Origin of the sequence: uncultured Mucilaginibacter sp., assembly GCF_903913935.1 — a bacterium.
Taxonomy (GTDB): Bacteria; Bacteroidota; Bacteroidia; order Sphingobacteriales; family Sphingobacteriaceae; genus Mucilaginibacter.
On record NZ_CAIWNH010000166.1, the window covers coordinates 1 to 20,933 of the forward strand.

At 42.9% G+C, this 20,933-nt stretch carries 22 protein-coding genes and 1 tRNA gene; 13 read left to right on the plus strand and 10 right to left on the minus strand.

Features of this window, described 5'->3' with window-relative positions:
- The 4 genes from QZY09_RS06190 to ruvC form a co-directional block, all read left to right on the plus strand.
- Positions 1-875: hypothetical protein (locus QZY09_RS06190; RefSeq protein WP_295669642.1), on the plus strand; the 875-nt coding region annotated here is incomplete at its 5' end.
- A gap of 4 nt (positions 876-879) precedes the next feature.
- Positions 880-2,817 carry a DUF3857 domain-containing protein gene (locus QZY09_RS06195; RefSeq protein ID WP_295669645.1) on the plus strand — a complete coding sequence of 646 codons (1,938 nt, stop codon included), beginning with the start codon at positions 880-882 and terminating at the stop codon, positions 2,815-2,817.
- Positions 2,818-2,826: 9 nt separating this feature from the next.
- A complete protein-coding gene (gene aat / locus QZY09_RS06200) occupies positions 2,827-3,459 on the plus strand; it encodes a leucyl/phenylalanyl-tRNA--protein transferase (RefSeq protein WP_295669648.1) in 633 nt (210 codons plus the stop codon).
- 92 nt (positions 3,460-3,551) lie between these two features.
- Positions 3,552-4,151 carry a crossover junction endodeoxyribonuclease RuvC gene (gene ruvC / locus QZY09_RS06205; RefSeq protein ID WP_295669650.1) on the plus strand — a complete coding sequence of 200 codons (600 nt, stop codon included), beginning with the start codon at positions 3,552-3,554 and terminating at the stop codon, positions 4,149-4,151.
- A gap of 4 nt (positions 4,152-4,155) precedes the next feature.
- Here the strand turns inward: ruvC and QZY09_RS06210 are convergent, their stop codons facing one another.
- The 3 genes from QZY09_RS06210 to greA form a co-directional block, all read right to left on the minus strand.
- A complete protein-coding gene (locus tag QZY09_RS06210; RefSeq protein ID WP_295669653.1) occupies positions 4,156-4,710 on the minus strand; it encodes a hypothetical protein in 555 nt (184 codons plus the stop codon).
- An 11-nt stretch (positions 4,711-4,721) separates the two neighbouring features.
- A complete protein-coding gene (locus tag QZY09_RS06215) occupies positions 4,722-5,120 on the minus strand; it encodes an HIT family protein (protein ID WP_295669655.1) in 399 nt (132 codons plus the stop codon).
- A gap of 93 nt (positions 5,121-5,213) precedes the next feature.
- On the minus strand, positions 5,214-5,687 hold the full coding sequence (gene greA, locus QZY09_RS06220) for a transcription elongation factor GreA (protein WP_295669657.1): 474 nt from the start codon (positions 5,685-5,687) through the stop codon (positions 5,214-5,216).
- A gap of 312 nt (positions 5,688-5,999) precedes the next feature.
- Here greA and panD point away from each other — a divergent pair, with 312 nt between their 5' ends.
- Entirely contained in the window at positions 6,000-6,350 is a 351-nt protein-coding gene (gene panD, locus QZY09_RS06225) for an aspartate 1-decarboxylase (RefSeq protein WP_295669660.1), read from the plus strand.
- A gap of 32 nt (positions 6,351-6,382) precedes the next feature.
- A complete protein-coding gene (locus QZY09_RS06230; protein ID WP_295669663.1) occupies positions 6,383-7,354 on the plus strand; it encodes an energy transducer TonB in 972 nt (323 codons plus the stop codon).
- A gap of 9 nt (positions 7,355-7,363) precedes the next feature.
- Here the strand turns inward: QZY09_RS06230 and QZY09_RS06235 are convergent, their stop codons facing one another.
- Positions 7,364-7,888: a hypothetical protein gene (locus QZY09_RS06235; protein WP_295669666.1), complete on the minus strand. Its 525-nt coding sequence runs from the start codon at positions 7,886-7,888 to the stop codon at positions 7,364-7,366.
- Between the two features lie 368 nt (positions 7,889-8,256).
- Here QZY09_RS06235 and carB point away from each other — a divergent pair, with 368 nt between their 5' ends.
- The 4 genes from carB (at position 8,257) to QZY09_RS06255 (ending at position 14,585) form a co-directional block, all read left to right on the plus strand.
- The gene (carB, locus tag QZY09_RS06240) at positions 8,257-11,073 is read left to right on the plus strand and encodes a carbamoyl-phosphate synthase large subunit (protein ID WP_295669669.1); all 2,817 of its coding nucleotides are present in this window, start codon (positions 8,257-8,259) and stop codon (positions 11,071-11,073) included.
- A 209-nt stretch (positions 11,074-11,282) separates the two neighbouring features.
- The gene (locus tag QZY09_RS06245) at positions 11,283-11,768 is read left to right on the plus strand and encodes a hypothetical protein (protein ID WP_295669672.1); all 486 of its coding nucleotides are present in this window, start codon (positions 11,283-11,285) and stop codon (positions 11,766-11,768) included.
- Between the two features lie 59 nt (positions 11,769-11,827).
- Positions 11,828-12,805 (plus strand): hypothetical protein, encoded by a 978-nt coding sequence (locus tag QZY09_RS06250; protein WP_295669675.1) that lies wholly within the window; start codon positions 11,828-11,830, stop codon positions 12,803-12,805.
- 358 nt (positions 12,806-13,163) lie between these two features.
- A complete protein-coding gene (locus QZY09_RS06255; RefSeq protein WP_295669678.1) occupies positions 13,164-14,585 on the plus strand; it encodes an NHL repeat-containing protein in 1,422 nt (473 codons plus the stop codon).
- Between the two features lie 61 nt (positions 14,586-14,646).
- Here QZY09_RS06255 and QZY09_RS06260 read toward each other — a convergent pair whose 3' ends face one another.
- The 5 genes from QZY09_RS06260 to QZY09_RS06280 form a co-directional block, all read right to left on the minus strand.
- The gene (locus QZY09_RS06260) at positions 14,647-15,201 is read right to left on the minus strand and encodes an NUDIX hydrolase (RefSeq protein ID WP_295669681.1); all 555 of its coding nucleotides are present in this window, start codon (positions 15,199-15,201) and stop codon (positions 14,647-14,649) included.
- 129 nt (positions 15,202-15,330) lie between these two features.
- Complete coding sequence (locus QZY09_RS06265; RefSeq protein WP_295669684.1) at positions 15,331-16,230, minus strand: heme-binding protein; 900 nt, start codon at positions 16,228-16,230, stop codon at positions 15,331-15,333.
- 168 nt (positions 16,231-16,398) lie between these two features.
- Positions 16,399-16,533: a hypothetical protein gene (locus QZY09_RS06270; RefSeq protein WP_295669687.1), complete on the minus strand. Its 135-nt coding sequence runs from the start codon at positions 16,531-16,533 to the stop codon at positions 16,399-16,401.
- Between the two features lie 37 nt (positions 16,534-16,570).
- Positions 16,571-16,661: transfer RNA gene (locus tag QZY09_RS06275), tRNA-Ser, on the minus strand.
- A gap of 197 nt (positions 16,662-16,858) precedes the next feature.
- Complete coding sequence (locus QZY09_RS06280) at positions 16,859-17,179, minus strand: hypothetical protein (protein ID WP_295669689.1); 321 nt, start codon at positions 17,177-17,179, stop codon at positions 16,859-16,861.
- Between the two features lie 265 nt (positions 17,180-17,444).
- Here QZY09_RS06280 and QZY09_RS06285 point away from each other — a divergent pair, with 265 nt between their 5' ends.
- The 3 genes from QZY09_RS06285 (at position 17,445) to QZY09_RS06295 (ending at position 20,407) form a co-directional block, all read left to right on the plus strand.
- Positions 17,445-18,416 (plus strand): polyprenyl synthetase family protein, encoded by a 972-nt coding sequence (locus tag QZY09_RS06285; RefSeq protein WP_295669692.1) that lies wholly within the window; start codon positions 17,445-17,447, stop codon positions 18,414-18,416.
- Positions 18,417-18,783: 367 nt separating this feature from the next.
- Positions 18,784-19,575, plus strand: a complete 792-nt coding sequence (gene cdaA, locus QZY09_RS06290) for a diadenylate cyclase CdaA (RefSeq protein ID WP_295669694.1) — start codon at positions 18,784-18,786, stop codon at positions 19,573-19,575.
- Between the two features lie 19 nt (positions 19,576-19,594).
- A complete protein-coding gene (locus tag QZY09_RS06295) occupies positions 19,595-20,407 on the plus strand; it encodes a sterol desaturase family protein (protein ID WP_295669698.1) in 813 nt (270 codons plus the stop codon).
- 6 nt (positions 20,408-20,413) lie between these two features.
- On the opposite strand, the gene QZY09_RS06300 is transcribed toward QZY09_RS06295, so the two are convergent.
- Complete coding sequence (locus QZY09_RS06300) at positions 20,414-20,611, minus strand: hypothetical protein (protein ID WP_295669701.1); 198 nt, start codon at positions 20,609-20,611, stop codon at positions 20,414-20,416.
- Between the last annotated feature and the right edge of the window lie 322 nt (positions 20,612-20,933).

Here is a 20,933-nt window from a genome sequence, read left to right on the forward strand (position 1 = left end):
TTGAAGTATATCCTATGGTGGTAAGTACAAGGGAACATGGCAAAGTTGATCCTTTTTTTACTTCGTTAATGCAGTTTAACAGGGGGGTAGTTTATGCTCCATTAGACAGCGCAAAACAATATGTACTCGATGCCTCAGGCAAATACAATATGTACAATGAAACGCCAGATGATTTGCTTAATTCATCAGGGCTATATGTTGATAAACAAAAGAACAAGTATGATATTATTCGCCTTGAAAGGAGTACACCGGTAAAGGAGGCCATCTTAATTAATGCCAAAATTAAACCAGGTGGCAAACTTGAGGGGAATGCACAGTTAAGCTGCATCAGCTATAACCGGATCGACGCCATCAACAAGTATAAAACTGACGGGGAAAAAAAATATACAGAATTTCTGCAAAATGGCGATAATACGCTAAAGATCACTTCGCTTAAGCTGCAGAATATGGAGTTGGACACCCTGCCGCTTATTCAGAACATCGACTTTAACGTTGATATGGCCGGTTCTGATGAGAACTATATTTACCTGAATTCAAACCTCTTTACACCATTTAAATTAAACCCTTTTTTACGTGAGAACAGGTTGACAAATATTGATTTTGCCTACCCCAGAACTTACTCGATTATAGGGATGTATAAAATGCCAGCTGGTTATAAAACCGACGCGTTGCCAAAAAACGTATCAATGGAAATGCCCGATAAAAGCTTTACGTTCAGGCGTATAATTGGTGAACAGGAAGGGACAATATTAATACGCTATACCATATCTTATAATGTTGCTGAGTATTCAAAAGATCATTATCCCGATATGTATGAATTTTTTAAAAAAATGTATGAAATGCTGAATGAGCAGATTGTACTGAAAAAGGCTTAATGAAATGACGCTAAAAAACTGTAAAAAATACCTCGTGCTGGTTTGCCTTTGCTATTCCGGCCTGATCTCGAAAACCCTTGCGCAGGAAAAAATCAACCTGCAGGCTTATTCCGCAGCCGGCATACCCGATTCACTGAAAGAGAATGCCAACTCGGTTGTGCGGTACAGTATGGAATACGATATTGTAAACGGCCCCGGAAATATGACAAGCAAAATACACCGGATAGTGACCATATTAAATGAAAAAGGCGACCGCGAAGCAATCCTTGCGCTTTTTTATAACCGCAAATACGACAGTTACAGCGATGTAAGCATGAAGATCTATAACGCAGAGGGCGGGCTGATCAAAAAGTATCATAAAAGCGATATGGAAGATTACTCGGCTACCCACGGTGCCGACCTGGTTACCGATGGGCGTGTGCTTGCAGTACAACATTCGGTAGCAGCATACCCAACTACCATTGAAATAGAATACGAAGAAGACACTAAAAGTTTCCTGGACATTGGCGGTTGGGACATCCAGGGAAACCAGCAGTCCGTTCAAAATTCGTACTACCGGATCTCTATTGATGAGAATGCAGGGTTTCGTTATTTGAATAAAAACACAACCATTAAGCCAACAGTTAACACGGTTGGCGGTAAGAGTGATTATAACTGGGAAGTAAGCAATCTTAAAGCCATTAAACTGGAAGAAGGCGCCGAAGCCTGGCGGGTACTGCCGAGGCTATACTTTGGTGTAAACAATTTTAGCTTTTTTGGCATTCCCGGAGATTTCAGCAGCTGGAAAAGTTTTGGAAAATGGTTGAGAGTGCTTGATGCCGATGTGACCTCCCTGACACCTGAAAGAGAAGCCGAAATCCGGAAAATGACCGATACGATTAAAACGGATAAAGGAAAGGCTAGATTTTTATACAACTACCTGCAACAAAGTATGCGGTATGTTAGTATCCAGTTGGGCATAGGTGGCTTTAAACCTTTCGCAGCAACCTTTGTTGATCAAAAAAAGTACGGCGATTGTAAAGCGCTGGCTAATTATATGAGCGCGCTGCTAAAAGCAGTGAATATACCATCCTATTGCGCTGTTATTAATGCCGAAGTAAATAAGGAGCCGGCTGAGCCTGATTTCCCGTTCAATAGCTTTAATCACGAGATTTTGTGTGTTCCGTTTAAGGGCGATACCACCTGGCTTGAATGTACCAGCAATACAATGCCGTTTGGGAAGCTGGGCTCTTTTACCGAAAACCGAAGGGCCTTATTAATCACCGAAGACGGCGGCAAACTGGTTAACACCCCGCGCAGCACTATGCAGGATAACCAATTTAACGGCGATGTTGTATTAACCCTTAATGAAGACGGCAGCGCCAAGGCAAAAGCAAAAATTTCGGCAACCGGAGGTTACCGCGAGGAGTATATCGAGATTTCGGCGCAAAAAGTGGACGAACAAAAAGAGTATTATTTAGGCCGCTTTAAAATTAAGCAACCATCGGTTTTTAACCTGAGTACATCACCTGATACAGAAAACCCCAAAGTGCTCAACTTCGAGTTGGAGTATGATAAGTTTGTGGATATAATGGCTGGCGATAAACAGTTTTATAAACCACGGGTGTTTGACCTGATGACGTTTACTATCCCGGTGGAAGAAAACCGTAAATCGGACTATTATTTTGAACATCCATTGCAAAAAACATGTACAACCACCATCATATTACCCGCTGGTTTTGATATAGAAACGTTGCCTGTAAACCAGAATTTAAAGTTTACCTATGGCAATTTCGAGGTAAACTATGTGTACGACCAGCCTAAAAACCAGGTGATTAGCACCGCTAAATTCAATATCAGCAATCACGTAATCCCGGCGGCAAAATACACCGAGTTGCAGGTTTTCCTGGATAATGTTTATAAAGCCCAAAATAAAAAGCTGGTGATCCGTCGTAAGGCGTAATTTTGCCGGATGATCTTCAGGCTCGATGAAAGGTTGCTTTTTCCGGATCCCGAACTGGCCGAACCGGACGGGCTTTTAGCAATTGACGGTGACCTGTCGACCGAACGGTTGATGCTTGCCTATCAAAGCGGGATCTTCCCCTGGTATAGTGATGACACACCTATCCTGTGGTATTCGCCGCACGAAAGGTTTGTAATTTTCCCGGCGGAGTTGAAAATATCCAAATCAATGCAAAAGGTGTTAACCTCGGGCAGGTTTACCATAACCGCCAACAAATGCTTCGGAAAGGTGATCGCTGCCTGTTCAGCTATTGAACGCCCGGGTCAGGATGGCACCTGGATAACAGCTGAAATGAAAGAGGCCTATGTCAGGCTTCACCAAAAAGGCTATGCACACTCGGTTGAAGTTTGGCAGGAGGATAACCTGGTTGGCGGGCTGTACGGTATAAAAACGGGAAACATATTTTGTGGCGAAAGCATGTTCAGCCTGGTAAGTAATGCCTCAAAAGTGGCTTTGATCCATTTATGCGGGTTGGGTTACAATTTGATCGATTGCCAGGTTTATACCCCACATTTAGCTTCCATGGGCGCACGGATGATCAGAAGGTCAGAATATATGCAATTTGTGAATGGTGAGTTGTGAGCGGTGAATAGTATCTTTGGTTTTCCAGTTTGCAGTTTTTAAAACCCTCGTATGCCGGCAGCCCACTGCAAACTGCCAACGGAAAACTACATATGGAGATAATAATTCAGAAAGAGCGTATCATATTAGGCATCGATCCGGGAACGGCAGTGATGGGTTATGGTTTGATCAAAGAAACCGGAACTAAAATTGAACTGATCAGCCTGGGTGTGGTGAAGATGGATAAGATTGACGATCACATGCTTAAACTGCAGCGCATATTTGAAAAAACCGTCGCGCTGATAGACAATTACAAACCCGATTGCATGGCCCTTGAGGCGCCTTTTTACGGTAAAAATATTCAGGTTATGCTAAAGCTGGGCCGGGCGCAGGGCGTGGCTATGGCCGCCGGCTTATCGCGCAATATTGATATCACCGAATATGCCCCGCGTAAGGTAAAACAATCCATTACCGGTAACGGCAGCGCCACCAAGGAGCAGGTAGCCGCCATGCTTCAAAATCTGTTGAAATTTACAGAAACACCTGATTTTTTGGATGCCACCGATGGCCTGGCTGTTGCCGTATGTCACTCATTCCAGCGGATGCCAACCGGTAAAAGCTCCGGCGGCAGTAAAAAGAGCTATTCGGGTTGGGATACTTTTGCGAAGGATAATGCCGGCCGGGTAGCTGGTTTATCGAAAACTAAAAAGTAGAGTGTTAGGAGAGGTCAACGCCATTAAAATCAAATTTATATTTCCGGTTATCCCAATCAGTAGCTAAAATATAATCTTCTGCTATTATAAAGTCTTCTCTTTCGGGACCTGGCCGGGTGAAGATATCTGCCCCGCTTTGTTGCCATAGAATTCTTCCATCAGCGGCAAGGCGGGTAATTTCCAATTCTCCATGTATGATATAATCGGTTTTATATTTAAAAATTTCAAAGCAGGAAGCCGTATCAGCCTTTGTTTTCCAAAGCAGGGATAAGTCGGGTATGGATAAACAAAATACTGTATCTGTACAGCAGATTGCTAACCTATCAGTTTCGGATACAAATGAAGTTTCATGAATTCCGGTTCCTCCACCTGATCCACCAATGACGGCACTACTTAACGGGGTATCCAGATTGTAAACTTTTATCCCGATAATTGAGTGACTTTGATAGCCAGATGTTTCTAAATAGGATTGGTTGTATTTATGTACGCTATCGTTCGGGGAATACGCATGGTCTTCAAAAATGTCGATTGTATAGTCGCCCGCAGTTATTTTGCGCATCGCAAAAAGAATTAATCTCGTTTTAAGGCTTCCCTGATCTTGTGAGCAGTTGCTTGCAACTCTTCCGCCGTTGGGTTCAATTTCGGTCTTTCAAAATTAATATCGCTCATGCGGTTTAAGGGGATCAGGTGGATATGGGCATGAGGTACTTCCAAACCGATTACTGCAACACCAACCCTTTTACAGGGGATAGCCTTTTTAATGGCTGTCGCAATAATTTTGGCAAATATCTGCAGGCCGGTATACAGCTCATCATCCAGGTCGAACAGGTAATCCACTTCCTTTTTTGGGATAACCAGCACATGACCTTCAGCCAGTGGGTTAATATCCAGGAAAGCTAAATAATCAATAGTTTCAGCTACTTTATACGCCGGAATTTCGCCGGCTACTATTTTTGAGAAGATGGTCATGGGGAGGGTTGTAAGGGTTGTAGTGGTTGTAAAGGTTGTAATGGTTTGATGTGTTTTTAACCCTTACAACCTTTCTAACATTTACAACTTATTTTAACGACTAATTTCCAGTATTTCAAATTCTATTTTCCCCGCCGGAACGGTGATCTCGATTTTTTCGCCTACTTTTTTGCCCAATAAACCTTTGGCTATCGGCGAGGCAACAGATATTCTGCCCGATTTCAGGTCGGCTTCACTTTCTGATACTAATTGATAGCTCATCACTACACCGTTCTTCACATTCTTGATCTTCACTTTTGATAGCGCAAGCACTTTTGAGGTATCCAATTTTGATTCATCAAGTAAACGCGCGCTGGCCACCACTTCCTGCAAATGGGCCACTTTAGCCTCATGTAAACCCTGGGCTTCTTTAGCAGCGTCGTATTCTGCATTTTCCGAAAGATCACCTTTATCGCGTGCTTCCGCAATCGCTTTTGAGATATTGGAGCGTCCTGTCGTTTTTAAATATTGTAATTCTTCTTTTAATCTTTCTAAACCTTCTTTGGTATAATAAGCTACATCTGCCATAACACACAATTTAATTAATTAACAATTTAGTTCTATTGGTTGCCAAAAAAAACCGCCCTCCCTGTTGAAGAAGGACGCAGCCACACAAAAAACAAACAAGACTATATTGGGCTTGCCTACATAGTCTTGCGTTGATGTGTAGAACGAAGATAAGTGATTTATGTTTTAAAATGCAAATTTTTCTTTAGTTCATGGATCATGGTTCATAGTTAATGGTGCTTGCAGTTCAGTTAGGGATAAATGCTCAGGAATTTCATTTTTGCCTATGGACCATGAACTAACAACTATGAACCAAATCACTACCTTTGCCCGATGATTATTGAAGTATTAAAATCAAAAATTCACCGTGTTAAAATAACGCAGGCTGAATTGAATTATGTGGGCAGTATAACGATAGATGAGGATTTAATAGACGCCGCCAACATGATTGCCAACGAAAAAGTACAGATCGTTAACAACAACAACGGCGCCCGCTTTGAAACCTATATCATCAAAGGCGAGCGCGGTACCGGAACCATTTGTTTAAATGGCGCTGCAGCACGTATGGCCCAGGTAGGCGATATAGTAATCATTATGTCATACGCCTATATGGAAATGGAAGAGGCGCGTAACTATCAGCCAATTTTGGTGTTCCCGGATGCGGATAATAAATTAATTAAGTAAATTAGTGCGGCCTAAATGCTAATTTATTTTAAATGAAACTATTCTTTCTAACCATCCTTATTTTTACGGCTTCGGTCGCATCTGCACAACAAAAAGTCCTTAACGTTACCTTCTTAAAAAATAACGGAAAACAAGTTGACAACAGGGATAGCGCCGACTATATCAGGCAGGTGAGCGCACCGGATTCCGGCACTGTACTGTTTAATGTAGATGATTTTTATAAGGATGGAAAAAGAAAGCTGGTCGGCAAAACTTCGAAGGCAGACCATGTATACCTTGAAGGGGTATGCACTACTTATTTTAACAGCGGGGTGAAAAAAAGTACCTGTACTTATGTAAAAGGGGTTAAAAAAGGGTCGGATTATAATTTTTTCCCCAATGGCAAGCCCTATTTGCAATTGTTGTATCCCGAAAACGGTGGCCTGAATAACGACGTGACCGGTAATTACCTGATAGCGATGAATTACGATTCGCTGGGCAATAAACTGGTTGAAAACGGGAATGGCTATTTAAAGGTTTTTGACGATAGTTTTAAAACTGTAATTGAAGAAGGCGGAATTAAAAATGGCAAACGAGACGGTGTTTGCAAAGGCTTATTCGATAAAAATAAAGCGCGTTTTACCGAAACTTATACCAATGGATCACTTGTTGAGGGTACTGCAGTTTATGAAGATGGCAGCACCTCTGTTTACAAAGCAGCGCGGGAAGTTAATCCGCAATTTAAGGGTGGCCTGGATGCTTTTTATAAATACTTGTCCCGGCACATAAAATACCCTGACGATGCAAAGGAAAATGCTATACAGGGTACGGTTGTTTTATCATTTATAGTTGAAAGGGACGGAAAGACATCCAATGTAAAGATTACTAAAGGAGTTTACCCGTCAATCGATAATGAGGCCCTGCGTGTAATGAAAGACAGCCATGTGTGGTTGCCGGGAACCCAGTTTGGCCGACCGGTGAGAGTACAATACGGGCTTCCCATCAATTTTTTTCTGGGTTCCTAATTGTTTATTTTAATTCGGCACCGCCGCCAGACCCAGCACAATGTGCAGGTGGGCATTAACGTCGATATGGTTGCGCAGCTTATAAACCATCCTGATACGCACTTTTGCTTCGCGGACCATTTTTTCTAACTGATGCGTATTGTCTATATCCAGTATCATTACGTTGCCCACGCCTGCGGTTATGTCCGAACGCGATGCAACCAGCACTTCATCTGTGCCGTCGGTTTTTGACATGTATACTTTTAATAACGTCAGGTTGCCGATATTAAAATCATGCGGATCTCTTGATTCAACCCGGGCCGATTCCATTCTCACCTCGCTTACCTTCGCCGCATTATTGCCGTCTTTTTTAAAATCCTGGTCGAAGCTGTTGGCCATACCGGTTACTGAAATTTCAACGCCAACAGCGGATGACCTTGGTATCTCTAAAGTAGCGGTATACGGGAAGGTTGACTTAATAACAGATTGCAGCATGGCACAGCCGCTTAATATCAATGCAATTACTGGTAAAATAAACCAAACGTTCCTTTTCATAAAACTCGCCCCCCTTTGATTATCTGGAAATAAATATCACAATAGCCGGATATAAAGCTAATGTTAAATTTTGAGTAAAAATTAACCCACGAAAAATTGTATTTAAATAAAATTGAAAATAAAATTGCGTTTTTTTATATATCAATGGAATTAAATTTCGGCTAATATTAACCGGATAAACCATGCACCATATCCACCAATTCAACGCAAGCAGCCACCCTGCCAAAAAATCAAAAAAAAATCACCAAATACCCTTACAAAACGTATCTTTGCACCCCGACAAGAAGATACCGGATTGCGGAAACAATTTCGGAGAATTTAAGCCGGCAGTTCCGCACGAAGGCAGCTTTCCTCAATAAAAAAAGCACATGCCCAAAAACAACTCCATTAAATCCATTTTAATTATCGGTTCGGGTCCTATTATTATAGGCCAGGCCTGCGAATTTGACTATGCCGGTTCACAAGCGGCCCTCTCTTTGAAAGAAGAAGGGATCTCGGTATCCATCATCAACAGCAACCCAGCTACGATCATGACGGATAAGGTAATTGCCGACCACATTTACCTGCTGCCCTTGACCGTTGAAAGCATTGAAAAGATTTTAAAGGAACAACAAATTGACGCGGTATTGCCAACCATGGGCGGCCAAACAGCGCTTAACCTTTGTATCGAAGCGGCGGAAGCAGGTTTGTGGGAGAAATACGACGTAAAGATTGTTGGGGTTGATATCGCAGCAATTGAGAAAACAGAGAACCGCGAGGCTTTCCGCCAGCTGATGGTAGATATTGGTGTGGGTGTTGCGAAATCAAAAATCGCCAATTCATTTTTAGAGGGAAAAGAAGCAGCCCAGGTTATCGGCTTCCCGCTGGTGATCCGGCCGAGTTATACACTTGGTGGTAAAGGTGCAGGTTTCGTACATAAAAAAGAAGATTTTGACGCCGCCTTGAGCCGTGGCCTGCAAGCTTCACCAACGCATGAAGTTTTGGTGGAACAAGCTGTACTGGGCTGGAAAGAATATGAGCTGGAGCTGCTGCGCGACAATAACGATAATGTGATCATCATTTGCTCTATCGAGAATTTCGACCCGATGGGCATCCATACCGGCGACTCGATCACTGTTGCCCCGGCCATGACGCTGAGCGACCGTTGTTACCAATCAATGCGGAACCAGGCCATCAAAATGATGCGGGCTATCGGTAATTTCGCAGGCGGATGTAATGTCCAGTTCTCAGTAAACCCTGCCGACGAAGCCATCATCGCTATTGAAATTAACCCCCGTGTGTCGCGTTCGTCGGCGCTGGCCTCTAAAGCAACAGGTTACCCAATTGCAAAAATTGCTGCCAAACTGGCTATAGGTTATAACCTTGATGAAATAGAAAACCAGATCACCAAAACCACTTCGGCTTATTTTGAGCCGACGCTGGATTATGTGATCGTGAAAATACCGCGCTGGAACTTTGATAAGTTTAAAGGCGCCAACCGTGAACTTGGCCTGCAGATGAAATCGGTAGGTGAAGTAATGGGCATTGGCCGCAGTTTTATTGAAGCGCTGCAAAAGGCTTGCCAGAGTCTGGAGATCGGCCGTGCCGGCTTGGGCGCCGATGGCCGCCAAAGCCGCAATTTAGAAGAAATTATGCATAGCCTGGAACACCCGAGCTGGGACAGGCTTTTCCATATTTACGATGCATTGAGTTTGGGTGTGCCGATTGAATCGGTACGTAAAGCCACCAAAATTGACCGCTGGTTTTTAAACCAGATCATGGAGGTGGTAAACCTGGAGAACGAACTGCGCCGCTACTCGTTAAATAATATTCCCGAAGAGTTCTTATTCACCCTGAAACAAAAAGGATTTTCGGATACTCAGATCGCCCATATTTTAGGTAATGTAACTGAAGAGGATGTTTACCAGCGCCGCAAGGCCTTAAATATGCACCGGGTTTACAAGATGGTGGATACCTGCGCAGCAGAGTTTCCGGCCAAAACCCCATATTATTACTCCACCTACGAAGGGGAGAATGAATCCATCGTATCTGATAAGAAAAAGATCATCGTATTAGGCTCTGGCCCTAACCGCATTGGTCAGGGTATCGAGTTTGATTATAGCTGTGTGCATGGTTTGCTGGCTGCAAAAGAATCAGGCTTTGAAGCCATCATGATCAATTGCAACCCCGAAACGGTTTCGACCGATTTTAACATGGCCGATAAACTGTACTTTGAGCCGGTTTACTGGGAGCATGTGCGCGAGATCATTGAACTTGAAAAACCTTATGGGGTAATTGTTCAGCTTGGCGGCCAAACCGCTTTAAAGATGGCTGAAAAGATGCACGAGCATGGCATCAAAATCATCGGTACATCCTTTGATAACATGGATATTGCTGAAGACCGCGGACGTTTCTCGGACCTGCTGAAAGAACTGGAGATCCCTTATCCAAAATATGGTGTAGCCGAAAGCGCCGAAGAAGCGCTGGAAGTGGCCCACCAGGTAGGGTACCCGGTATTGGTACGTCCAAGTTATGTATTGGGCGGACAAGGCATGAGCATCGTTATCAATGATGAGGACCTTGAAAAAGCAGTGGTAAGCTTATTAAGAAACCTTCCGGGAAACAGGGTGTTGATTGACCATTTCCTTGACCGCGCTTCGGAAGCTGAATCGGATTCCATCAGCGATGGTGATGATGTACATATTATTGGCATGATGGAGCACATCGAGCCTGCCGGGATCCACTCAGGCGATTCATTTGCTGTGTTGCCGCCGTTTGACTTGTCAGACAGCGCCATCAGCCAGATGGAAGAATATACCGTAAAGATCGCCAAAGCATTAAATGTACTTGGCTTGTTAAATATCCAGTTTGCGATAAAAAATGATAAAGTTTATGTGATAGAAGCTAACCCTCGGGCATCACGTACGGTTCCTTTTATCGCCAAAGCCTACGATGTGCCTTACATCAACATCGCTGCAAAATGCATGCTTGGGGTAGCTAAACTGAAAGATTTTACCATCGAGCGCAAACTATGGGGATACGCCATTAAAGAGCCTGTTTTCTCCTTCGATAAATTCCACGAGGTTAATAAAGAGCTTGGCCCTGAAATGAAATCAACCGGCGAAGCCATCCGTTTTATCCCTAACCTGCAGGATCCTTACTTCAGGCATTTGTATAAGGAAAAATCAATGTATTTGAGCAGGTAGAACCGGGAGCTCAAAGCTCAAAGCAGAAAGACCAAAGCTTTTTTGTAATCTGAAAGACCAAAATGGAAAGACTAAAGCTTTCTGCTTTGGTCTTTTTGCTTTCAACTCTTCTCCGCAAATCACATTAAAATACTACTATTTAGGACAAAGATCATCGATATATTTAGCGGCGGTATCATTTAAAACATTGATCCCCCTAATTATATCAGATGAGAAATCTCCTTGCTATTCTTTGTTGTCTTATCGGCATACAATACAACTCATCGGCCCAAAGCACCCTTGCGCTGCAAACCGCATCAATTAATGGCGTTACTGTAATTACACCTACTTACAGCAATCTTTTTAAATTGCTAAGTGCGTCAACTGAAGATTTTATTGCTTCGGTAACAGATTTACATTACACCCAAAGTAAGCCCGGAGAGCCGAATACCTACCAGGCCACCAGCCCCGGGCAAGTTTATAATGTAGATAAAGAAACAAAGGAAATCGATATATTTTTCACGGATAATGCTTCATTTGCCCGGGCTGCGAAAGATGATCTTTTACTTCGATATCCTGATGCTAAGCATAAATCAATGGATAAAGGGATTGAAGCATATTATTTTGATTTGCACGACGGCAGCGGCGGCTACTGGATGCTTTTTGACCTCCCGGCTGATGGCGGCGGGGGGGTTACATTATTACAGTTGGATTAGCCACAGCAGTCTATTTAAATAAAGTATAACCTTAAACAACCGGTTTAAAAGTCAAAAACATGAAAAAGACAGCCCGATATTTATTGACTGGTGTTTGCCTCTATTTTGCCATATGTCTGCAAATAACAAGTGCGCAAACCCACATAAAAAAGCCCGCAGGCAGTTTAAAAGCTTCTCAACCCAGAGAAAACTATATTACACAGGAAATAAAAAAAAAGGGAACCGGAGACCATGGTATTTATTATGATACTTTATCAAACAAAATAAAACCGGAAGACCCGTTAAATGCCGCGGGTAAACAATACCAGGATATAAGGGTAACGCTTGGGGCAGGCGATGTGATCAATGCAAACGTATCCTCGGGATTTGATCATCCTTTATTATCGCTTCTCAGTAATGTTAACGGACAGCTAAAATCAATTAAAGCCGCTATCGACACATCTTCCACCTATACCATGAAGCTTTTATACAAAGCAACAGCGGCGGGCACGTATACCTTCAGGGTTACCTGTAAAAAAAAGACGCCAAGGGAAAAATATGACCGGCAATATTTTTATGAAAACGACGCGTCCTATAATCTGAAAAGCATAATCGCTACACCCGAATCAGGTGTGATAATGGATAATCCTGCCATTTGTGATCAGGTACAGTTTTTGATTCGGCAAAGGGTTACCGATTATCTGCTAATAACCGGCCAGGTTGCTGACACTACGATGGATGTGCTTGACAAAAAAAAGATAGGATTTATTAACCACCTGTCGAGTTTTACCATAGACAAAAACTCAAAAGCAAAAATCTCGATAGACCCTAATTCTGCATATTTCGCCTTTGACCAGTCGCTTTTTTACAATAGTGATGCCGATGCAGCAAAGGCCCAGCAATATTTTATTGAAAATTTCAGGACTTGTTTGGGCCCCGACTGGAAGGGCGCTGTCGATTCGGGTGATGCAAATTGGTATAAATTTGAAAGGGAGGGACAAAAACCTGTCAATATCATTTTATACGCAGGATACAAGTATGTGCAGATATTAATGTAGATTAAAGGGCGGTATCTTTTAAGCAGCATTTAATCTTTATCAGAATCCGGTATCCTGGCGGTAATTGATTATTCAGGATCAATAGCCCCTATCAAACCGCCTTTATTTTATTGTTTTGGCCGGACGGAGATCCGGTTTTTTATAAAAAAGCAATTTTCAAGCTGGTTTTTATTCAAATACCCGATCTAAACCGTAATTTCGCCCTTCGGTTTATTAACCATATTCTTATGGCATTCAATGGTGTTAATATTTGTTAAATTTGTACTATTCAAGCAATATTAAGGCTATAATTGCAGTTGAATGTATTCACGCATAGTGGTATGATTAAAAATTTTTACTCCTTTATCTGTTTATTCGCATGAAAATCCCGGGCTTACGCAGCATCTTATTATTTGCATCTTTTTTATTGTTTATATCGCTAAACACCGGATGTTCAAAAAAATCTACTTCTACCGTAGTTAATGCCAACATACCATTGGTTACTACTACAGGTGTTATTATAAACGTTACACAAACAACCGCGCAAAGCGGTGGCCTGCTGGTAAATACTGAAAATGGTACAGTTACCACAAGCGGAGTTTGCTATAGTTCAACCAATAAAGTGCCTACCACCTCCGACACCAAAACTACGGATACATTAAAAGCCACCGGCACGTCACTAAAAACTTTCACCAGCAAACTGACAGGCCTTACGGCAAATACCACGTATTACCTGAGGGCTTATTGTATTAACGAAGCAGGCGTTGGCTATGGGGGGGTGTTAACCTTTACAACTACCGGCACCGGCGCAATAGTCGCAACGGTTTCAACATTTGCCGGAACCGGAACAGCGGGATACCTTGAGGGCTCATTAACAGGCGCCATGTTCAATAATCCCCAGGGCGTATCGGTGGATGCGAGCGGGAATGTTTATGTGTCCGACTCCTTTAACGACCTGATCAGGAAACTTTCAACCACCGGAACAACCTCTACAATAGCAGGTAACCAAATCATCGGCCTGGTTAACGGCCCTGCGCTTTCAGCTGAATTTTATGCACCCAACGGCCAGGCGTTTGACGCGCAGGGCAATTTATATGTTGCTGATTTCGGCAACAATGTTATCCGGAAAATAACGCCTGCGGGTGTGGTGAGCACCTATGCCGGTACTGGCGTGGCAGGCTATCGCAACGGCGCTAAAGACACGGCCAACTGGAAAGGCGGAACAGACTCACTGGCGGTATTCAATAATCCTGAAGGAGTTGCTGTCGACGCAGCAGGCAACGTTTTTGTTGCGGATAGGGGTAACAACGTGATCCGCGAGATTTTAACAACCGGCCGTACTAAAACAGTAGCCGGTAATAAAGTTAAAGGCTTTATTGATGCCACGGGTGCCGTAGCGTTCTTTAATAATCCAACAGGGGTGGCTGTTGACAGCAAGGGGAATTTATATGTAACAGACCAGGGCAATTCTGCCTTGCGGAAAATTACGTCAGCAGGTGTTGTAACCACGCTGGCAGGTAACCCGGTACAAACCACCCTGCTGAACTATCCATCGGCGATTACGATTGATGCCAGCGGAAACCTTTTCATAGCCGATGAAGGTGGCCGGATAATGGAATATAACACCGCCGGTGTTTTATATTACATAGCAGGTGCTTTAAACGCCCAGGGAAATGTAGATGGTGATGGAGCTACTGCCCGGTTCAACTACCCGCAGGGAATAGCTGTTGATGGAAACGGCAATGTTTATGTTGCCGACCAGTATAATAATGCGATCCGCAAAATAACAATTTCAAAATAAGCAACATTAGCATGGCAGGAAGACGTCTTGTTACCGGTGCACCCAAATAACCCGTAACGCCTTATAAGGCGCCTAACTTATTCAACGCATAAAATAGCCCGGCGCAGTGTAATGCCTGGGCTATTTTGTTATCCAGCAGTAATTGTTTAACCTGAGGGATGGTAAATTCCTCCACTATGATTTCTTCCTGTTCATCCAGGTGCTGTTCCTGCACTTTTTTGCCGCCCCTGGCCAAAAACGTGTAAGTTTGGTTATTTGCTGTTGATGGATTGCCATATATGGTGCATAGCGGCTCAAAATCATCAAATAAATAACCGGTTTCTTCCAGCAGTTCCCGGCGCAGGCCCTGTACCGGCGTTTCACCTTCATCAATTACCCCTCCGGGTATTTCAAGTGATATGATGCCGGCAGCATGGCGATACTGATGCACCATCAGTATTTTACTGTCCTCGGTTATGGCAACGGCGTTTACCCAGTTGCTGTATTCCAGTACATAATAGTCTTCAACGATATGCCCGTTGGGCATTTCACACCTGTCTGACCGTAAGGTGGCCCATGGGCCTTTATGAATATAGGTTGACGAAAGTTTTTTCCAGGTAAGATCGGCTGAGTTCATGGTTGATAGTTCATGGTTCATAGTAAAACCAACCGCTAAGGTAGGTAATTGGCTCCTATCTGAAAAACCTTCGGTTTGAACATGTAATGCTTCCTGCTTTGAACCATGAACTAGTACCTATGAACCAAACTACGACTTCCTTAGCGTATTAACATTTACATGGGGCCACAGGATATCGCCAGGCAGATTGAATTTCTTAATAAAATTCAGATCGGTTTGCTGCGAATATTGCAGTTGTTTAAAGGTGAGGTCGCCCATAACTACATCTTCAATCCACAAAGTCGACTGGAACCTTGAAGGGTCCACGTGTTTTTCAACAAAGGGAATATTGGCTATGTTTCCGCCTTTATTGCCAGTATCAACTGTAATCGTGGTTACGTTGGTTATTGTTTGGGTAGCAGCGGTATCCGCCAGGGTTTTGTTTACATCTGCTGGTGCAAATTGTCCGGTAAATTCATTTTTTGTATACTGATCTATATACCCGAACTGCGGCGGCAACCCTTCCGGAACGGGGATAGCAGTGATGGTTGGGAAAACCGGGGTGCCTGAAGATGTTTCCGAGTTGCCAAGCGCTATTACAACGTCGCCATGCGGTATAGCCGACATCCGGGCAATAGAAAACGGCCTGGCTATTTCCGACTCAACAACAGGGCCATCCGGCTGCGCCTCTACATCGGCCATATTCAGCCACATGCCGTTTTCTACATGGAGGATGCCATTAGGGTACTTCATGTCATTAATGGTAAGTTCATACAACAGGCCGGTGATGAATTGCTGTTTTGCCCCGCCGCGGTTTGGCACCGGTGCTGTAATCGGCGTAAAGGTGATGGTTTCCGAATATTGCTGAATAAGTACCGTAAAGGTTGGCAGGCCACTCTTCATCGAGGGCACAGCGATCAGGTTCCACCCGGTGTTGCCAGTCCATGTGCCTTCAAGATCTGCCAGTGGGCCTAATTTACTGGCTACTTCTTCAGGCGAACCGCCCAATCTTACAAATCCTTTTAATTGGGCATTGTTGTTTGCTTCCATTTTGTGATAATTTTTTAGGTGAATAATTTCGAATAAAGCTAATTTAAAATTCAGGAAGAAACAAATGTTCATAGGTTGGAGATTGGTCAGGAAGTCAGTAAATTCCGGAAGAACCTGCGACGGACAACGGGCAAAAATAACCTAAGTTAGATGGAAGAGATGAGGGCTTCATTTATCTAACCGGTCGTTCTCCTCCATTTGAGGGGTATTTGCGATGATCGGTTCATCAGCTATTGAAATATAGAAATAAGGTTTTGGCATCATTACCGCATACAGAACACTTAAATAGACTCCTGCTATCATTGATTTGCAGGCTTTTATCTGTTTTTCATATTGAAACTGGCGGAGAGACAGGGATTCGAACCCTGGATACCCTTTAGGAGTATACACACTTTCCAGGCGTGCTCTTTCGACCACTCAGACATCTCTCCTTTAGATGAAGGGGTTGCAAACATTGGAAAGGTTTTAAGGGTTAAATCTTACAACTTTTATAACCTTAACAACAATTACAGCTTATTACAACCCAACAGCAATCGCGCAAAGATAAAATAATATTGCTTTTATCGGTAATAAAAAAAGCGTCACGGAAAAACCGCGGCGCTTCATGAAAACTCAACCCTACACAAAATTAACTTAACCTGTCCTTACGCTCATCGTGGCGTATGGTATGGTTTATCTTTTTTTCTTCGCGGCGCAGGTGGCGGCGTTCTGCGGGCGTAACACGTCCGTCGGCCATAGCCATACGCTTTTCTGTATTTAACCTTTGCTCCTCTCTTCGCAGATGATAAGCATCCCTGCGGGATATTTTTCTATGGCGCACATCCATCGCAATGCGGTGTTCCTGTTTGTGCTGCATGCGGTTGATGCCTTGTATATGTGTTTGTGCCTGGGCCATTGAGGTGATAGCTAATGCAGCTACCAGTAAACCTCCGAATATTGTAATTTTCATTTTTTTCTAATTTTTGTTGTTTAAACAATAGAGCCTTTTTTTAGGCTTTAGTTTAAACCTGATATGTTAAAAGATGTTAAGGGGTGTTAACTTAGTTGATTAGGTTAGATTGGGTTGATTAAGTTGGATACCTTAATTTACTAAACTATTCACAAAATCAACTCAATCAACCACTCACCTCTCCTAACTTAATCAACTAAATTTCCTATGTTTGCTGCAGGTTGCCGGCAAGGCTGCCGGCAAATAAAAAGCGTGTATAGTTTCAATGCTGAGCATCAACGAGATTAAAAAACCTATTGCCGCTGATATTGATGTTTTTGAAGGGAAGTTTAAAACTTCTATGCAAAGCTCAGTACCGCTGCTCGACCGTATTACCCACTACATCGTTAAGCGTAAAGGCAAACAGATCAGGCCCATGTTTGTCTTTTTTTCGGCAAGCATCTGCGGTGGCATTAATGAATCTACTCACCGGGGTGCTGCCCTGGTTGAGCTATTGCATACAGCTACCCTTATCCATGATGACGTGGTGGATAACTCCTACCAGCGGCGTGGATTTTTCTCAATTAATGCCTTATGGAAAAACAAGATAGCGGTTTTAGTGGGTGATTACCTGCTGTCAAAAGGGCTGTTGCTTTCTATTAAACATGATGATTTCCGTTTCCTTAAAATAGTATCCGAAGCCATGCAGCAAATGATCGAAGGAGAACTGTTGCAGGTTGAAAAGGTACGCAAAATGGATATTGAGGAACCTGTTTACTATGAAGTGATCAGGCAAAAAACGGCCTCGCTGATTGCATCCTGCTGTGAATGCGGTGCGGCGTCTGCCGGTGCCGACGATGCTACTATCGAGAAAATGCGCCTCTTTGGCGAAAAGATTGGCATTGCTTTCCAGATAAAGGACGATATGTTTGATTTTGGAACAGATGATGTTGGTAAACCCCTTGGTATCGACATCAAAGAAAAAAAAGTAACGCTCCCGCTCATTTATTCACTTAACAACAGCAAGGCTGATGTTAAAAAGCAAATGATCAATCTGGTAAAAAATCATAACGACGATCCTAAAAAAATAGCGCAGATCATCCGGTTTGTTAACGAAACCGGCGGCCTGCAATATGCCGAAACGCAAATGAAAAAATACCAGGATGAAGCTTTTGAAATACTAAACACCTTCCCCGAGGGTGAATCTCGCAAAGGACTGGAACAACTGGTGCGTTTTACCACCGAAAGGAATAAATAATGCGTAATACATTCTTTATTAATTTTCATTTTGGCCTTTATCATATTTATTCCCCAAGCTGGTCATCGACCTTGGCTTATTAACAAATTCCGATAAACCTGCTGACCCTGAATTCAGATCGGCATTTATAGCTTACCTGGAATAGGAAACCCGCATAGCGGTTATTAATTCAAATTTAGAGGGATTATCGGAAGACCCGGATATAGCCTATACCTAAATGGGGATGGGGAGTTCCCAACAGACCATATCAACCTTAATATACTTTGCTTTAAAAAAAGCCATTATAATAGCCGGGCCTTATTGCCGAATATTTTCTTTCGGACTTTCGGACTTCCCGACTTTCGGACTAAAATCCCTACCTTAGTAAATGCATTTTTTCGATTTCAGTCTATTTAAATTTACATTTTTTGACCTGTTGGATGTCGTGCTGGTGGCATTTCTTATTTACCAGTTGTACAACCTTATCAGGGGTACTATCGCGGCAAATATTTTTATTGGCCTTGCGCTGTTGTTCGGTATGTACTATGTTGTAAAAGCGCTGCATATGCAGTTGCTTACAGGTATCCTGGGCAAATTTGTGGATGTAGGCATCATCGCCCTGATTGTTGTTTTTCAGCAGGAAGTGAGGCGTTTTTTGCTATTGGTAGGCAAAAACGCTTCTCTGCAGCGCAACAGGGCTTGGTGGCAATACTTTTTTGGGAAGGCCGATGCAGAAAAAAATAATTATGCCCGCATAAAGCCTATTATTGATGCTTGTAAAAGTCTGAAATCTACCCGTACGGGCGCTTTAATCGTTTTTGCCAAGTATTATGATGAACAGTTTTACCAGAACAGCTGCGAGGTTATTGAGGGTAAGATCTCCAAACGTTTGCTGGAAAGCATATTTCAAAAAACAAGCCCTTTACATGACGGAGCGGTGGTAATAGCCGAAAACAAGATCAAGTCAGCAAGTTGTATTTTACCGTTGACGGAAAAGACCGACCTCCCGGCACAGTTCGGTTTACGTCACCGTGCAGGCATAGGTGTTACTGAAGCTAATGACGCTACGGCAATCATCATTTCAGAAGAAACAGGCGAGTTATCCTATGCTAAACAGGGCCGCGTTAAAATGAATATCAGTTTTGCCGAACTGGAAAAGCTGCTGAACAAGGATTTTTAATATTTGTCGTTATTATTTTATGTTTTCGTCAATTGCAAATTCGCTTGAATCCCTAAAGGTTTTATTTAACCTGGTTTCGCGGTATTTGCTTTTTACCGGATCATTTTATTTGTTTTTTTATGTTTGGAAGAACAAAAAATACTGGATGGCCAAGATCCAGCAGCGGTACCCTGAACGAAAGCATATTTTTAATGAAATAAAACACTCGGCCATTACTATAATTATTTTTGGATTGATAGTACTAATGGTGATCTGGGCTGGAAAAAATGGATTAACGCTGGCCTACGAACCGATAAACAAGTATGGATACTTCTATTATTTTTTCAGCATCGCGCTGATGATCCTTTTGCACGATACCTATTTTTACTGGACGCACCGGGCCATGCACTGGAAACCCATTTTTAAATGGGTGCATAAAACGCATCACCTTTCGGTTAATCCCACACCTTTTGCGGCATATGCTTTTCACCCATTGGAGGCTATTGTAGAAGTTGGCATTATACCATTAATTGCTTTTACCATCCCGCACCATCCTTCGGCGATAACCATTTTTTCGCTTTACTCGCTGTTATTAAATGTTACCGGGCACCTGGGATACGAGCTTTTCCCGAAAGGCTTTGCAGAGCATTGGCTATTTAAATGGCACAATACCTCAACACACCATAACATGCATCACCGCCTGGTTAAATGCAATTATGGCTTATATTTTAACTTTTGGGACCGGTTGATGAAAACCAACCACCCCCATTACATAGCCCATTTTAATGAAGTGGTTGAAAAGCGACAACAGGGGAAAACGCCTTCAGTTTCTCCTGAAGCTGTGCTTGAATAAATAAGCTCAGGGTTTACTAAGGGTTGGCAAACCCGGAAGTCCCGGGCGCTCAACAATGATTGTTTCTTCTGTACCCATCTTTTTTACTGGCATCGCATAATACCCGCCTAACTTAACTACGAACATATTTGAATTGCCGGCTAATACGGCGATCGGCATATGATCAACGTTTGATTTTTTAACGCTGAAATCTGCAAGCAGCAACGGTTGGTAAAGATTGGTATTCGGCTGAAATAACTTGAAATCGGTATTTGGTTTAACTTTTAACTGATTTAAAAGATCATTTGCTGATATTATCAGCAGGTTTAACCTGAAAAAAATGCTGCGCTTTTAAGTGGTACCCGGCAGCCATGAAACAGATAATAAGCAAGGTTTTTTTCATGACGGTTCAATTCATACGAATATAGGCATAGCCGCCAAAATAAAAATGTTAACGAGATGTTAATTTGAATGGAACTATGTTAAAAAGCAGAAGCCGGCCAAAACAGGCCGGCTTCTGCTTTTTAAGGAACGCAAAATATTGCGC

Excerpts from the sequence above, each read along its gene's own strand:
- aat (WP_295669648.1), top strand. The coding sequence starts at position 2,827 with ATGATCTTCAGGCTCGATGAAAGGTTGCTTTTTCCGGATCCCGAACTG.
- QZY09_RS06280 (WP_295669689.1), bottom strand. The coding sequence starts at position 17,179 with ATGAAAATTACAATATTCGGAGGTTTACTGGTAGCTGCATTAGCTATC.
- cdaA (WP_295669694.1), top strand. The coding sequence starts at position 18,784 with ATGCATTTTTTCGATTTCAGTCTATTTAAATTTACATTTTTTGACCTG.
- QZY09_RS06215 (WP_295669655.1), bottom strand. The coding sequence starts at position 5,120 with ATGACCATCTTCTCAAAAATAGTAGCCGGCGAAATTCCGGCGTATAAA.
- QZY09_RS06245 (WP_295669672.1), top strand. The coding sequence starts at position 11,283 with ATGAGAAATCTCCTTGCTATTCTTTGTTGTCTTATCGGCATACAATAC.
- QZY09_RS06295 (WP_295669698.1), top strand. The coding sequence starts at position 19,595 with ATGTTTTCGTCAATTGCAAATTCGCTTGAATCCCTAAAGGTTTTATTT.
- carB (WP_295669669.1), top strand. The coding sequence starts at position 8,257 with ATGCCCAAAAACAACTCCATTAAATCCATTTTAATTATCGGTTCGGGT.
- ruvC (WP_295669650.1), top strand. The coding sequence starts at position 3,552 with ATGGAGATAATAATTCAGAAAGAGCGTATCATATTAGGCATCGATCCG.
- panD (WP_295669660.1), top strand. The coding sequence starts at position 6,000 with ATGATTATTGAAGTATTAAAATCAAAAATTCACCGTGTTAAAATAACG.
- QZY09_RS06230 (WP_295669663.1), top strand. The coding sequence starts at position 6,383 with ATGAAACTATTCTTTCTAACCATCCTTATTTTTACGGCTTCGGTCGCA.
- greA (WP_295669657.1), bottom strand. The coding sequence starts at position 5,687 with ATGGCAGATGTAGCTTATTATACCAAAGAAGGTTTAGAAAGATTAAAA.
- QZY09_RS06265 (WP_295669684.1), bottom strand. The coding sequence starts at position 16,230 with ATGGAAGCAAACAACAATGCCCAATTAAAAGGATTTGTAAGATTGGGC.
- QZY09_RS06235 (WP_295669666.1), bottom strand. The coding sequence starts at position 7,888 with ATGAAAAGGAACGTTTGGTTTATTTTACCAGTAATTGCATTGATATTA.
- QZY09_RS06260 (WP_295669681.1), bottom strand. The coding sequence starts at position 15,201 with ATGAACTCAGCCGATCTTACCTGGAAAAAACTTTCGTCAACCTATATT.
- QZY09_RS06285 (WP_295669692.1), top strand. The coding sequence starts at position 17,445 with ATGCTGAGCATCAACGAGATTAAAAAACCTATTGCCGCTGATATTGAT.
- QZY09_RS06255 (WP_295669678.1), top strand. The coding sequence starts at position 13,164 with ATGAAAATCCCGGGCTTACGCAGCATCTTATTATTTGCATCTTTTTTA.
- QZY09_RS06270 (WP_295669687.1), bottom strand. The coding sequence starts at position 16,533 with ATGATAGCAGGAGTCTATTTAAGTGTTCTGTATGCGGTAATGATGCCA.
- QZY09_RS06195 (WP_295669645.1), top strand. The coding sequence starts at position 880 with ATGACGCTAAAAAACTGTAAAAAATACCTCGTGCTGGTTTGCCTTTGC.
- QZY09_RS06250 (WP_295669675.1), top strand. The coding sequence starts at position 11,828 with ATGAAAAAGACAGCCCGATATTTATTGACTGGTGTTTGCCTCTATTTT.
- QZY09_RS06210 (WP_295669653.1), bottom strand. The coding sequence starts at position 4,710 with ATGCGCAAAATAACTGCGGGCGACTATACAATCGACATTTTTGAAGAC.